Origin of the sequence: Nocardioides sp. (genome assembly GCF_036405735.1) — a bacterium.
GTDB lineage: Bacteria > Actinomycetota > Actinomycetes > Propionibacteriales > Nocardioidaceae > Nocardioides.
In genome coordinates this window covers 40,546-53,903 of the sequence record NZ_DASWXC010000095.1, presented here as the reverse complement: position 1 = coordinate 53,903, position 13,358 = coordinate 40,546, and the positions used below count along the sequence as shown (strand labels likewise).

13 protein-coding genes are annotated in these 13,358 nt (G+C 71.4%); 7 read left to right on the top strand and 6 right to left on the bottom strand.

All coding sequences use genetic code 11. The annotated features are described in order from the left end of the window. The first annotated feature begins 1 nt into the window (after position 1). The 6 genes from whiA (at position 2) to VGE38_RS15255 (ending at position 4,843) form a co-directional block, all read left to right on the top strand. On the top strand, positions 2-988 hold the full coding sequence (gene whiA / locus VGE38_RS15280; RefSeq protein WP_331143410.1) for a DNA-binding protein WhiA: 987 nt from the start codon (positions 2-4) through the stop codon (positions 986-988). A 186-nt stretch (positions 989-1,174) separates the two neighbouring features. Next, a complete protein-coding gene (gene gap / locus VGE38_RS15275; protein ID WP_331143409.1) occupies positions 1,175-2,173 on the top strand; it encodes a type I glyceraldehyde-3-phosphate dehydrogenase in 999 nt (332 codons plus the stop codon). Between the two features lie 3 nt (positions 2,174-2,176). Next, positions 2,177-3,376 carry a phosphoglycerate kinase gene (locus VGE38_RS15270; RefSeq protein WP_331143408.1) on the top strand — a complete coding sequence of 400 codons (1,200 nt, stop codon included), beginning with the start codon at positions 2,177-2,179 and terminating at the stop codon, positions 3,374-3,376. A 2-nt stretch (positions 3,377-3,378) separates the two neighbouring features. Next, positions 3,379-4,185, top strand: a complete 807-nt coding sequence (gene tpiA, locus VGE38_RS15265; RefSeq protein ID WP_331143407.1) for a triose-phosphate isomerase — start codon at positions 3,379-3,381, stop codon at positions 4,183-4,185. A gap of 29 nt (positions 4,186-4,214) precedes the next feature. Next, positions 4,215-4,445 carry a preprotein translocase subunit SecG gene (gene secG / locus VGE38_RS15260; RefSeq protein ID WP_331143406.1) on the top strand — a complete coding sequence of 77 codons (231 nt, stop codon included), beginning with the start codon at positions 4,215-4,217 and terminating at the stop codon, positions 4,443-4,445. A gap of 38 nt (positions 4,446-4,483) precedes the next feature. Beyond that, positions 4,484-4,843: an RNA polymerase-binding protein RbpA gene (locus VGE38_RS15255; protein ID WP_331143405.1), complete on the top strand. Its 360-nt coding sequence runs from the start codon at positions 4,484-4,486 to the stop codon at positions 4,841-4,843. 72 nt (positions 4,844-4,915) lie between these two features. Here the strand turns inward: VGE38_RS15255 and VGE38_RS15250 are convergent, their stop codons facing one another. From VGE38_RS15250 to tkt, 6 genes are all read right to left on the bottom strand, one after another. Then, positions 4,916-5,866, bottom strand: coding sequence for a methyl-accepting chemotaxis protein (locus tag VGE38_RS15250; protein WP_331143404.1), 951 nt, complete (start codon positions 5,864-5,866; stop codon positions 4,916-4,918). Beyond that, a complete protein-coding gene (locus VGE38_RS15245; protein ID WP_331143403.1) occupies positions 5,863-6,402 on the bottom strand; it encodes a PAS domain-containing protein in 540 nt (179 codons plus the stop codon). The genes VGE38_RS15250 and VGE38_RS15245 overlap by 4 nt, the downstream gene beginning before the upstream one ends. Positions 6,403-6,516: 114 nt before the next feature. Next, a complete protein-coding gene (gene pgl / locus VGE38_RS15240; RefSeq protein WP_331143402.1) occupies positions 6,517-7,248 on the bottom strand; it encodes a 6-phosphogluconolactonase in 732 nt (243 codons plus the stop codon). After that, the gene (gene pgi / locus VGE38_RS15235; RefSeq protein WP_331143401.1) at positions 7,245-8,933 is read right to left on the bottom strand and encodes a glucose-6-phosphate isomerase; all 1,689 of its coding nucleotides are present in this window, start codon (positions 8,931-8,933) and stop codon (positions 7,245-7,247) included. Before pgi ends, pgl begins: the two co-directional genes overlap by 4 nt. A gap of 2 nt (positions 8,934-8,935) precedes the next feature. Continuing rightward, complete coding sequence (gene tal, locus VGE38_RS15230; protein ID WP_331143400.1) at positions 8,936-10,042, bottom strand: transaldolase; 1,107 nt, start codon at positions 10,040-10,042, stop codon at positions 8,936-8,938. A 57-nt stretch (positions 10,043-10,099) separates the two neighbouring features. Then, on the bottom strand, positions 10,100-12,259 hold the full coding sequence (gene tkt / locus VGE38_RS15225; protein ID WP_331143399.1) for a transketolase: 2,160 nt from the start codon (positions 12,257-12,259) through the stop codon (positions 10,100-10,102). A gap of 21 nt (positions 12,260-12,280) precedes the next feature. Here tkt and VGE38_RS15220 point away from each other — a divergent pair, with 21 nt between their 5' ends. Further along, positions 12,281-13,225 carry a heme o synthase gene (locus VGE38_RS15220; protein ID WP_331143398.1) on the top strand — a complete coding sequence of 315 codons (945 nt, stop codon included), beginning with the start codon at positions 12,281-12,283 and terminating at the stop codon, positions 13,223-13,225. Positions 13,226-13,358 lie beyond the last annotated feature (133 nt).

The following is a 13,358-nucleotide window of genomic DNA, read 5'->3' as shown; positions in this document are numbered from 1 at the left end:
CATGGCGATGACGGGTCAGGTGAAGGCGGAGCTCTCGAGCACCCAGATCACGAAGCCCTGCTGCCGCAAGGCGGAGGTGGCCGCCACCCTCCGCTTCGCCGGCGGGTTGCACATCGCCGGCGGCCGGATCGTCGTCGAGGCCGAGCTGGACACCGGCGCGGCCGCGCGCCGGCTGCGCCGCGACATCGCCGACGTCTACGGCCACGCCGCCGAGGTCGCCATCGTGCAGGGCAACGGCATCCGGCGCGGCAGCCGCTACATCGTCCGCGTCGTGAAGGACGGCGAGGCGCTGGCCCGCCAGACCGGTCTGCTCGACGGCCGGGGCCGTCCGATCCGCGGGTTGCCGCCGGCGGTCGTGGCCGGCGGGTCGTGCGACGCCGTCGCGGCGTGGCGCGGCGCCTTCCTCGCGCACGGCTCGCTTACCGAGCCGGGCCGCTCCTCCTCCCTCGAGGTCACCTGCCCCGGTTCGGAGGCGGCGCTCGCCCTCGTCGGCGTCGCGCGGCGGCTCGGCATCCAGGCCAAGGCCCGCGAGGTGCGCGGCGTCGACCGGGTCGTGATCCGCGACGGAGACGCCATCGGCCAGCTGCTGACGCGGCTGGGCGCGCACGAGTCGCTGATGGCCTGGGAGGAGCGCCGGATGCGGCGCGAGGTCCGCGCCACGGCCAACCGGCTCGCCAACTTCGACGACGCCAACCTGCGCCGCTCCGCGCGCGCGGCGGTCGCGGCCGGGGCCCGGGTCGAGCGGGCGCTGGAGATCCTCGGCGAGCAGATCCCCGACCACCTGCGCCAGGCCGGGCAGCTTCGTCTGGAGCACAAGCAGGCGTCCCTGGAGGAGCTCGGCCAGCTCCACGACCCGGTGCTCACCAAGGACGCCATCGCAGGCCGGATCCGCCGGCTGCTGGCGATGGCCGACAAGCGGGCCGAGGACCTCGGCATCCCGGACACCGAGGCGTCGCTGACGCCCGACATGCTCGCGGAAGACGCCTGACCCTGCGACTCGCGACGGGTGTGACCAGCGTCGCGTCCCTTGGATCGTGCCAACGGTCCCAGCAGCCGGGACACGGCCTCGGGGGCGCTCTGGTTCGCGAAGCCGAGTCGGTAGGGTCGGGTGGTCGGCCCTACCGGGCTGCACCCACCGACCCTCCGTCATCGCATCAGAGCAGGAGCTACCGCAGTGACCGTTCGTGTAGGCATCAACGGGTTCGGCCGGATCGGCCGCAACTTCTTCCGCGCGGTTCGCGCGTCCGGTCTCGACATCGAGATCGTGGGCGTCAACGACCTCACCGACAACGCGACCCTGGCGCACCTGCTCAAGTTCGACTCGATCCTCGGCCGCCTCGACGCCGACGTCTCCGCCACCGAGGACGCGATCAAGGTCGGCGACCAGGAGATCCGCGCGTTCGCCGAGCGTGACCCCGCCGCGCTGAAGTGGGCGGACCTGGGCGTCGACGTCGTCGTCGAGTCGACCGGCTTCTTCACCGACGCGACGAAGGCGCGCGCCCACGTCGACGGTGGCGGCGCGAAGAAGGTCATCATCTCGGCGCCGGCCTCCAACGAGGACATCACGGTGGTCATGGGCGTCAACCACGAGCAGTACGACGCCGAGACGCACACCGTCATCTCCAACGCCTCGTGCACCACGAACTGCCTGGCGCCCATGGCGAAGGCGCTCAACGACGGCCTCGGCATCAACAAGGGCCTGATGACGACCATCCACGCCTACACCGCGGACCAGAACCTGCAGGACAACATCCACAAGGACCTGCGCCGTGCCCGCGCCGCCGCGCTCAACATCGTGCCGACCTCGACCGGTGCGGCCAAGGCGATCGGCCTGGTGCTCCCCGAGCTGAAGGGCAAGCTCGACGGCTACGCGCTGCGCGTGCCCACCCCGACCGGCTCGCTCACCGACCTGTCCTTCGAGGCGTCCCGCGAGACGTCGGTCGAGGAGGTCAACGAGATCGTCAAGGCGGCCGCCGACGGCCGGATCCTGCGCTACTCGACCGACCCGATCGTCTCCTCCGACATCGTCACCGACCCGGCGTCGTGCATCTTCGACGCGCCGCTGACCAAGGTCATCGGCAACCAGGTCAAGGTCGCCGGTTGGTACGACAACGAGTGGGGCTACTCCAACCGCCTCGCGGACCTGATCGCCTACGTCGGCGAGACTCTCTGACGCATGGGCTCCTACGCGGGACTGGGCGAGGTCGGCGGCAAGCGCATCCTCGTCCGGTCGGACCTCAACGTGCCCCTCGACGGTGACCGGATCACCGACGACGGCCGGATCCGGGCCTCCGTCCCCACCATCCGCGCGCTGGCCGACGCCGGCGCGCGGGTGGTGGTGACCGCCCACCTGGGCCGCCCCAAGGGCGAGCCCGAGACGAGGTACAGCCTCGCCCCCGTGGCGAAGCGGCTCGGTGAGCTGCTCGGCCGCGACGTCGCCTTCGCCACCGACACGGTGGGCGAGTCCGCCCAGGCGGTCGTCGGCGGGCTGACCGACGGCCAGGTCGCGCTGCTCGAGAACGTCCGGTTCAACGCGGGCGAGACCAGCAAGGACGACGCCGAGCGCGGCGCCTTCGCCGACCGGCTCGCCGCACTCGCGGACGGGTTCGTGTCCGACGGCTTCGGCGTCGTGCACCGCAAGCAGGCCTCCGTGTACGACGTGGCGCAGCGACTCCCGCACGCGATGGGCGGCCTGGTCGCGGCCGAGATCGACGTGCTGCGCCGGCTCACCGAGACCCCGGAGCGGCCCTACGCCGTCGTGCTCGGCGGCTCGAAGGTCTCCGACAAGCTCGGTGTCATCGACAACCTGCTCGGCAAGGCCGACAAGCTGCTGATCGGTGGCGGCATGGTCTTCACCTTCCTCAAGGCTGCCGGCCACGAGGTCGGCAAGAGCCTGCTCGAGGAGGACCAGCTCGACACCGTGCGCTCCTACCAGCAGCGCGCCCAGGAGCTCGGCGTCGAGATCGTGCTCCCCACCGACATCGTGGTCGCCGACAGCTTCGGCGACGAGGCGAGCGCCCGGGTGGTGGCTGCCGACGCGATCCCGGCCGACACCCTCGGCCTCGACATCGGCCCCGAGTCCGGCGCCGCGTTCGCCGCGGCGCTCGCGGACGCGCGGACCGTGTTCTGGAACGGACCGATGGGCGTCTTCGAGCAGCCGGCGTTCGCCGAGGGCACCCGTGCCGTCGCCGACGCCCTCACAAGGGTGCCCGGGCTCTCGGTCGTGGGCGGGGGCGACTCGGCGGCCGCCGTACGCGCGCTCGGCTTCGCCGAGGACCGGTTCGGCCACATCTCGACCGGTGGCGGTGCGTCCCTCGAGTACCTCGAGGGCAAGCCCCTGCCCGGCATCGACGTTCTGCTTGACGAGGGAGCCTGACCATGCCCGCTGCACCTCACCAGGGCCGGACCCCGCTGATGGCGGGGAACTGGAAGATGAACCTGAACCACCAGGAGGCGGTGGTCCTGGTCCAGAAGCTGGCCTGGACGCTGTCCGACAAGCGCCACGACTTCGCCAAGGCGGAGGTCGTCGTGGTGCCGCCCTTCACCGACCTGCGCTCGGTGCAGACGCTGGTGGACGGCGACCGGCTCGCGATCAAGTACGGCGCCCAGGACGTCTCCGTCCACGAGTCGGGCGCCTACACCGGCGAGATCTCGGCCGGCATGCTGGCCAAGCTCGGCTGCTCCTACGTCGTCGTCGGCCACTCGGAGCGGCGGGAGTACCACGCCGAGACCGACGAGGTCGTGAACGCCAAGGCCAAGGCGGCGCTGGCGGCCGGCATGACGCCGATCCTCTGCGTCGGCGAGGGCCTGGAGATCCGGCAGGACGGTGCCCACGTGCCGCACTGCACGGGCCAGGTCGAGGGCGGCCTGGCCGGGTTCACGGCCGAGGAGGTCGCCGGCATGGTCATCGCCTACGAGCCGGTCTGGGCGATCGGCACCGGTGAGGTCGCCACGCCCGAGGACGCCCAGGAGGTGGCGTACGCCGTCCGCGAGTCCGTCCGCAAGAGCCACGGCGACGAGGCGGCCGACGCGGTCCGCGTCCTGTACGGCGGCTCGGTGAAGGCCAGCAACGTCGCGGCGATCATGGCGCAGCCCGATGTCGACGGTGCCCTGGTCGGCGGCGCGAGCCTCCAGGCCGACGAGTTCGCGGCGATCTGCCGGTACTACGACATGCCGGTGCTGTGAAGCGCCGCCGTTGACGTAGGATTCGCCGCGTGGAACTTCTCTTCACCATCCTCCTCATGGTCACCAGCGGGCTGATGATCCTCCTCGTGCTGCTCCACAAGGGCCGGGGCGGTGGCCTCTCCGACATGTTCGGCGGCGGCGTCTCGAGCTCGCTCGGAGGCTCCTCGGTGGCAGAGCGGAACCTCGACCGCCTCACGGTCGGCATCGGCGTCATCTGGTTCGCGTGCGTGATCGCGCTCGGCCTGATCAAGGCCTACTGAGTAACCGACGCGATTCCCTCGAGAGATAGGACCCACAAGTGGCTGGTGGAGGCAACGCGATCCGAGGTAGCCGGGTCGGGGCCGGACCGATGGGCGAGGCCGAGCGGGGCGAGGCCGCCCCGCGCAAGGCCGTCACCTACTTCTGCGCCCGCGAGCACCGCTCCGTGGTGACGTTCTCCGTCGAGGCCACCGCGCCGGACTCGTGGGACTGCCCCAAGTGCGGTCTGCCGGCCGGCCTGGACGTGGAGAACGCGCCGCCGGCACCGAAGATCGAGCCCTACAAGACGCACCTCGCCTACGTGAAGGAGCGTCGCTCCGACAAGGAGGCGGCCGACATCCTCGACGAGGCCGTCCAGCTGCTGCGCTCGCGCCGCAAGTCGGGCGACATCATCTTCTAGAGCGCCTCGCGACGACGACGAAGGGCCGCCACCCGTCGGGGTGGCGGCCCCTCGTCGTACCTACCGGATGCGTCAGGAGCGGCGCAGCTCGCCGACGAAGTCGCCCACCTCCGCCCGCAGCACCTCCGCCATCTGGGCCAGGCCCTGGCCGCTGCCGGTGCCGTCGACGGCGACGCCGACGGCCTCCGCCATGGGCGTCATCTCCTGCATGGTGGTGTCCACGCTCGCCATGGCGCTGGCGCTCGCCCGCGCCGCCTGCTGGATCGCCTCGACCTGGGTGGTGATGCGACCGGTGGACTCCGCGGTCGAGTCGGCGAGCTGCTTGACCTCGTCTGCGACGACCGCGAAGCCGAGGCCCGCGGTGCCGGCGCGGGCGGCCTCGATGGTGGCGTTGAGGGCGAGCAGCCGGGTCTGCGCGGCGATCCGGGAGATGACCTCCACGACCTGCTGGATCTCCTGCGCGGACCGTTCCAGGACGCTGACCGTCATCGAAGCCGCCTCGGCCTCCTTGCCGACCTGGTGGGCCGCCCCGACCAGGCCGGCGGCCGTGGCGCTCAGCTCGACCGATGCGGCGGCGACCTGCTGCGCGACCGCCGCGACGGTGTCGTCGAGGCGGTCGGCGAGCTCGGCTCGCCGGTTTGATGTCTCGTCCAGCGCACGCTGGGTGGTCGCCATCGCGGTCGTCGCGCGGTTGATCGTCTCGGCCCCACTGCGGAACGCGCCGGATTGGCCCGCGGTCAGGAAGCGGCGGTGGAACCGGCCCTCGCTGGCCGCCTGCAACGAGGCGGCCGATTCACGGACGTAGGCGTCGGCCTGGTCCAGCACCGCGTTGATCGCCGAGCGCAGACCCTGCAGGTCCGGGTCGCCCTCGGTGCCGGCGACAGCCATCGCGCGCGCCTCGAGGTCGCCGTTCGCCACCCGCTCGCACACCTGTCGCCAGGCCCGGATCGCCTCCCGGGACGCCGCCGGGGTGTCTGCGCGGACGGCGTCGCGGCGGGCCTCGCGATGGGTACGCCGGCTCATGCAACCGCCCCGGTCGTGAGCGACCAGACAAGCTCGTCATAGCTGGTGCCACGCTCGGCGAGCAGCCGGTCGAGCGCCTCGAGCCCGGCCTGGGCCGCGTCTCCGGCGTTCGCGTGGCCCGCCTCGGCGCGCAGCATCTCCTGGTAGAGCGGCCAGATCGCGCCGACCGCCGCCGGGGCGGGCAGCCGCCGGTTGGAGTGATAGCCGACGACGGAGCCGTCGGCGGCGAAGCTCGGCGTGACGTGCGCCAGCACCCAGTAGTGGGCGCCGTCACCGGCCAGGTTGAGGATGTAGGCGAAGATCTCGCGGCCCTCCGCGAGGGTCTGCCACAGCAGTCGGAACACGCCGCGGGGCATGTCGGGATGGCGGATCACGTTGTGCGGCTGGCCGAGGACCTCCGGCTCGGTCAGCGCGGAGACGCGGCAGAAGACCGGGTTCGCGTAGGTGATGCGGCCCTTGAGGTCGGTCTTGCTGACGATGACCTCGTCGGGGCCGAAGCGGCGCTCGACTCCCGACGGTGCGATGGACGCGGACAACTGCTCGCCTGCCTCTCCGGTCTGCCGAGGGCCCACGACCCTCCGCAGTGCAGTTCGGTCGCCGCGCCGGCCGGCTTGAGGGAACCTCGGTGTGGTGAACGCCTCACGGGCCGGCTACAGCTGCGAGGCGGCCCCGCGGTCGAGGAACCAGATCGTCTCCTCGGTGCCCTGCACGGCTGCGGCGGGGGTCTGGTGCCGGTCGGCGCCGCCGAGGGCGCTGGCGACGGCGCCCGCCTTACCCTCGCCGCTGACGAGGTACCAGACGGCGTGGGAGCGCCTCAGTGCGGCGAAGGTGAGGCTGATCCGCTCCGGCGGTGGCTTCGGGGAGCCCGTGACGCCCACGGCGTCGGCATCCTCGACGTCGAGCTGGGGGAAGCCGGGGAACAACGAGGCGACGTGCCCGTCGGGGCCGACACCCAGCATCAGGATGTCGAAGCCGGCGGGGCCGGGCCCGTGGCGACGCAGCTCCTCGGCGTACGCCGCCGCGCCCGTCTCGACGTCTGCCGCATCCGCGGTCGACGCCATCGCGTGGATCCGGTGGGCGGGCACGCCGACCTCGTCGAGGAACGCGGCTCGGGCCTGGCCGACGTTGCGGTCGGGGGAGTCGCCGGCGACGAACCGCTCGTCGCCGAACCAGACCTCCACCGCGCCCCAGTCGACGCCCGACGCAGGGGCGAGCCGGGCGATCTCGCGGTGGATCGTCTCGGCGATGGTCCCACCGGTCAGCACGACGTGCGGGACGTGGCCGCTGGCCTGGAGGTCGGCGAGCCGGTTGAGCAGCTCACCCGCCACGGCGGTCGAGAGCTGGTCGGGCCCGTCGTGGACCTCGATGCGCGGTTCGGTCACGGGCGGGCCTTCCGGTGGGAGCGGTAGTACTCGATGAGCGAGCGCGTGGACGGGTCCTGCGCGGCAGCGGCCGCCGCGTCCCCCGCGACGGCCGGGCTGACCTGCAGGGCGAGCTGCTTGCCCAGCTCGACGCCCCACTGGTCGAAGCTGTCGATGCCCCAGACCACGCCCTGGGTGAAGGTGATGTGCTCGTAGAGCGCGATCAGCTGGCCGAGCACCGACGGCGTGAGCTCGGGGGCCATGATCGAGGCCGTCGGCCGGTTGCCGGTGAACACCCGCGCCGGCACGATCGGCTCCGGCGTACCTTCGGCACGGACCTCCTCGGCGGTCTTGCCGAAGGCGAGCGCGCGGGTCTGCGCGACGAAGTTGGCCAGGAACAGCTCGTGGACGTCGACGTCCTGCCCGTCGTGCACGTCGCGCAAGGGGTACGCCGGCGTCGCGAACGCGATGAAGTCCGCCGGGACGAGGCGGGTGCCCTGGTGCAGGAGCTGGTAGAACGCGTGCTGCCCGTTGGTGCCCGGCTCGCCCCAGAACACCTCGCCGGTGGGGGAGGTGACCGGTGAGCCGTCCCAGCGCACGCCCTTGCCGTTGGACTCCATCGTGAGCTGCTGCAGATAGGCGGGGAAGCGGTGCAGCAGCTGCGCGTAGGGGAGCACCGCGTGGGTCTCGGCGCCCAGGAAGTCGGTGTACCAGACGTTGAGCAGCCCCATCAGGGCCGGCACGTTGCGGGCCGTCTCGGTGGTTCGGAAGTGCTCGTCGAGCGCGTGGAAGCCGGCGAGGAACTCGGTGAACCGCTCCGGGCCGATCGCGACTGCCAGCGAGGTGCCGATCGCGGAGTCGACGGAGTAGCGGCCGCCGACCCAGTCCCAGAAGCCGAACGCGTTGGCCGGGTCGATGCCGAAGTCCGCCACCTTGTCGAGCGCGGTGGACACCGCGACGAAGTGCTGTGCCACCGCCTCCGTCCGGTCGACACCGTCCCCGAGGCCCTCCAGCAGCCAGCTCCGGCACAACCGGGCGTTGGTCAGCGTCTCCAGCGTTCCGAAGGTCTTGCTGGCGACGATGAACAGCGTCGTGGCGGGGTCCAGTCCGGCGAGCGTGGTCGCCGTGTCGGTCGGGTCGATGTTGCTGATGAACCGACACTCGAGCTCCGGGTGCCGGTACGGCGCGAGCGCCTCGTAGGCCATCACGGGACCGAGGTCGGAGCCGCCGATGCCGATGTTGACGACCGTGCGGATCCGCTGTCCGGTGGCGCCGGTCCACTCACCGGAGCGGACCCGGTCGGCGAAGGAGTAGACCCGACGCAGGACGTCGTGCACGTCCGGGACGACGTCGTGGCCGTCGACGGCGGGCCGCTGGCCGGCCGGCGCGTCCGCGGGGAGCCGCAACGCCGTGTGCAGCACGGCGCGGTCCTCGGTGACGTTGATCCGCTCGCCGCGGAACATCGCGTCACGACGCTCGGTCAGGCCCACCTGCTCGGCCAGGTCGAGCAGCGCGGCGAGCACGGCCTCGTCGAGGAGTCCCTTGGACAGGTCGACGTACAGGTCGGCGGCCTGGAAGGTCAGTCTCTCGGCACGGCCGGGGTCGGCGTCGAACCAGCCGCGCAGATCGGGCGCGAAGCCCGCTGCGAGGTCGCTGAGACGGCGCCAGGCCTCGGTCGCGGTCGCGTCCACCGGGGCACCGACCACGGTCAGGCGCCCGCCTTCTCCATCTGGCCCTTCACGGTGTCGATCAGCTCGAGCCAGGAGGCCTTGAACTTCTCGACGCCCTCGGTCTCCAGCGTCAGGAACACGTCGGTGACGTCGATGCCGGCTGCCTCGAGCCGGTCGAAGACCTCCTGCGCCTCGGCGGCGCGCCCGCTGACCTGGTCGCCCTTGACCTCGCCATGGTCGGCGAACGCCGCCAGGGTCTTCTCCGGCATCGTGTTCACGGTGTCGGCGACCACCAGGTCGGTGACGTAGAGGGTGTCGGGGTAGTCGGGGTTCTTCACGCCGGTGGAGGCCCAGAGCGGCCGCTGGGCGTGGGCGCCCGCTGCGGCGAGCGTCTGCCACCGCTCGCCCGCGTGCACCTCCTCGAAGGCGGCGTAGGCCAGCCGGGCGTTGGCGACGGCCGCCTGGCCACGCAGCGCCAGCGCCTCGTCGCTGCCGAGCTTCTCGAGCCGGGCGTCGACCTCGGTGTCGACCCGCGAGACGAAGAACGACGCGACCGACCGGATCGTCGACAGGTCGAGACCCTTCTCCCGCGCCTGCTCGAGCCCGGAGAGGTAGGCGTCCATGACGGCGCGGTAGCGCTCGACGGAGAAGATCAGGGTGACGTTGACGCTGATGCCCTCCGCGATCGCCGCGGTGATGGCCGGCAGCCCCTCGAGCGTCGCCGGGATCTTGATGAGCGCGTTGGGCCGGTCCACGGCCGTCCACAGCGCCTTCGCGGAGGCGATGGTGGCCTCGGTGTCGTTGGCCAACGTGGGCTCGACCTCGATGGAGACGCGGCCGTCGTCCTTGGTGGCGTCGGCGACCGGCGCCAGAATGTCGCAGGCGTTGCGGACGTCCTCGGTGGTGAGCTCGAAGATCACCGTGTCGACGTCGGCGCCCCCGGCGACCAGGTCGCGGACCTGCGCGTCGTACCGCTCGCCGTTCGCGATCGCCGCGGCGAAGATCGTGGGGTTGGTCGTCACTCCCACCACGGACTTCTCCGCGACGACCTCCGCCAGGTTCCCGGTCTCGATGCGCTCTCGGGAGAGATCGTCGAGCCAGATCGAGACGCCGGCGTCGGCGAGGGCCTTCAGGCGGTCACTCATGGTGCACTCCTCGTGGGGTTGGAACGATCCAAGCTGCCACACTACCGGTACCCAGAATCAGGCTCCGGCCGCTGCGATGCTGTCCTTCGCGGCCTGCGCGACCGCCTCGGGGGTGAAGCCGAACTCCCGGAAGATGCGGGCGCCGTCCGCCGATGCGCCGAAGTGCTCGAGGCTGACCATCCGGCCGGCGTCGCCGACGTACTCCCGCCAGCCGAGCCGCAACCCCGCCTCGACGCTGACCCGCGCCTTGACCGTCGGGGGCAGGACCTGGTCGCGGTAGGCCTGGGTCTGCTGCTCGAACCACTCGATGGACGGCATCGACACGACGCGGGCGTTGATGCCCTCGGACTTCAGCTGCTCGCGCGCGGCGACGGCGAGCTGCACCTCCGAGCCCGTGCCGATGAGGATGACGTCCGGCTGAGCGCCGTCGGCCTCGACGAGGACGTAGCCGCCCTTGCCGACGTTCTCCGTCGTGGCGAAGCCCTGCTCCCCGCGCGGGAACGTCGGGACGTTCTGACGGCTGAGGATCAGACCGGCCGGGCGGTCGGTGTGCTGGAGGATCTGCAGCCACGCGGCGGCGGTCTCGTTGGCGTCGGCCGGCCGCACGACGTCGAGGCCGGGGATCGCGCGCAGCGCCCAGAGGTGCTCGACCGGCTGGTGGGTCGGACCGTCCTCGCCGAGGCCGATGGAGTCGTGGGTCCAGACGTAGACCACCGGCGCCTGCATCAGCGCGGCGACGCGCACGGCGCCGCGCATGTAGTCGGAGAACGTCAGGAACGTGCCGCCGAAGACGCGGGTGCCGCCGTGGACGGCGATGCCGTTCATGATCGCGCCCATGCCGTGCTCACGGATGCCGAAGTGGAGCACGCGGCCGTCGTACGGGTCGCCCTCCCACTCCTCGACCGAGCGGTCCTTCGGCAGGAAGGACTTCGCGCCCTTGATGGTCGTGTTGTTGGAGCCCGCCAGGTCGGCCGAGCCGCCCCACAGCTCGGGCATGAGCGGCGCCATCGCGTTGATGACCTGACCGGAGGCCGCTCGGGTCGCCACACCCTCCTCCGAGGCCTCGAACACCGGCAGCGCGGCCTCCAGTCCCTCGGGCAGCGCCCGGCTCTTCATCCGCTTCAGCAGGGCGGCGCGCTCGGGATGGGCAGCCGCCCAGGCGTCGTACTGCTTGTCCCACTCGGCGCCCCAGGCCTTGCCGCGCTCGAGCAGCGAGCGGGTGTGGGTGATGACGTCGTCGGGGACCTCGAAGGCCTGCTCCGGGTCGAACCCGAGGATCCGCTTGGTGGCCGCGACCTCCTCGGCGCCGAGGGCGGACCCGTGGGCCGCCTCGGTGTTCTGGGCGTTCGGCGCGGGCCAGGCGATGACGGTCTTCAGCACGATGATCGACGGCTTGTCGGTGACCGCCCGGGCGGCGACGACCGCGTCGTACAGCGCCGGCACGTCCTCGTGGTAGTTGGCCAGGTCGTTGTGGTCGGTGCCGGTCCAGTCGACGGTCTGCACGTGCCAGCCATAGGCCTCGTAGCGCTTCGCGACGTCCTCGTTGAACGCGATGTGGGTGTCGCCCTCGATCGAGATCCGGTTGGCGTCGTAGATGACGGTGAGGTTGCCCAGCTCCTGGGTGCCGGCGATCGAGGAGGCCTCGCTGCTGACGCCCTCCTCCAGGTCGCCGTCGGAGGCGATGCAGTAGATGTGGTGGTCGAACAGCGACGCGCCCTCGGGTGCCTCGGGGTCGAGCAGGCCACGCTCACGCCGGGCCGCCATCGCCATGCCGACCGCGTTGGAGATGCCCTGGCCGAGCGGGCCGGTGGTCACCTCGACGCCGCTGGTGTGGCCGAACTCGGGGTGACCGGGCGTCTTGGAGCCCCAGGTGCGCAGGCTCTTGAGGTCGTCGAGCTCGAGGCCGAAGCCGCCGAGGTAGAGCTGGGTGTACAGCGTGATGGAGCTGTGGCCCGCGCTGAGGACGAAGCGGTCGCGCGCCATCCAGTTCGGGTCGGCGGGGTCGTGACGCATCACCTTCTGGAACAGGAGGTACGCCGCCGGCGCCAGGCTCATCGCCGTGCCGGGGTGGCCGTTGCCGACCTTCTGGACCGCGTCCATCGCGAGGACCCGGGCGGTGTCGACCGCCCTGTCGTCGAGTTCGTTCCACTCAAGGTCGGGGGTGATGCTCACAACTGTCCTCTCGATACGGGCGCCAGCGTTTCCGAGCCTACTCATCGTCGGAGTTAGACTCACACCGTGTCCCACGTCGACGAGCAGGTCTCCGGTGCCCTGCAACAGGAGACCGGTCGGGCGACGGCCAAGGACGTGCTGGCGGCGTACGTCGGCCTGACCAAGCCTCGGGTCATCGAGCTGCTGCTGCTGACCACGGTCCCGGTCATGTTCTTCGCCGCTCGCGGCGTGCCCGGACTCGGCCTCGTGGTCGCCACGGTCGTCGGCGGCACGTTCTCCGCCGGATCGGCGTCGGTGTTCAACTGCGTCTACGACCGCGACATCGACGAGCAGATGCGCCGCACCCGCCGACGCGCGCTGCCGCGCCACATCGTCTCGCCGGCGGCGGCGCTCGTGTTCGGCACCGTGCTCGGCGTGCTCTCCACGGTCGTCCTGTGGGCGTTCGTGAACCCGCTCTCGGCCGTGCTGTCCGTGACCGCGAACGCGTTCTACGTCTTCGTCTACACGATGCTGCTCAAGCGGCGTACGACCCAGAACATCGTCTGGGGCGGGATCGCCGGCTGCTTCCCGGCGCTGATCGGCTGGACCGCGGTGACCGGCGAGCTCTCGTGGGTGCCGGTCGTGCTCTTCCTCGTCGTGTTCTTCTGGACACCGCCGCACACCTGGGCGCTGGCGCTGCGCTACCGCGAGGACTACGCGAACGTCGACGTCCCGATGCTCCCGGTCGTCAAGCCGGCCCGGGCCGTCGGCCTCCAGATCGTGGCCTACAGCTGGGTCATGGTCGCGACCTCGCTGGTGCTGTGGCCCGTCGCCGACACCGGGGCGTTCTACCCGCTCGCCGCGATCGTCCTCGGTGCCGTGTTCCTCGTCGAGGCCCACAAGCTGGCCGCCCGAGCGAAGGGCACCGAGGACCTCTCCGTGATCCAGCCGATGCGGCTGTTCCACAGCTCGAACCTCTACCTCTCGCTGCTCTTCGTCGCGGTCGCCCTCGACCCGCTCATCTCACGCTAGACCCGTCGAGTCGCGGGTTCTCGAGGGTCGAGTCGCGGGTTCTCGAGGCGTGAGTGTCGGGTTCCTGAGGGGTGACTCTCGCCAACCCGGGTCTCAACGCACGCCAACCCAGGTCTCAACCCTCGCCAACCCG

What these genes read in the sequence shown, in the direction of transcription:
- tkt (WP_331143399.1), bottom strand. Translation starts at nt 12,259, where the DNA reads ATGAGTAGGCTCGGAAACGCTGGCGCCCGTATCGAGAGGACAGTTGTG.
- whiA (WP_331143410.1), top strand. Translation starts at nt 2, where the DNA reads ATGGCGATGACGGGTCAGGTGAAGGCGGAGCTCTCGAGCACCCAGATC.
- tal (WP_331143400.1), bottom strand. Translation starts at nt 10,042, where the DNA reads ATGAGTGACCGCCTGAAGGCCCTCGCCGACGCCGGCGTCTCGATCTGG.
- VGE38_RS15250 (WP_331143404.1), bottom strand. Translation starts at nt 5,866, where the DNA reads ATGAGCCGGCGTACCCATCGCGAGGCCCGCCGCGACGCCGTCCGCGCA.
- tpiA (WP_331143407.1), top strand. Translation starts at nt 3,379, where the DNA reads ATGCCCGCTGCACCTCACCAGGGCCGGACCCCGCTGATGGCGGGGAAC.
- VGE38_RS15270 (WP_331143408.1), top strand. Translation starts at nt 2,177, where the DNA reads ATGGGCTCCTACGCGGGACTGGGCGAGGTCGGCGGCAAGCGCATCCTC.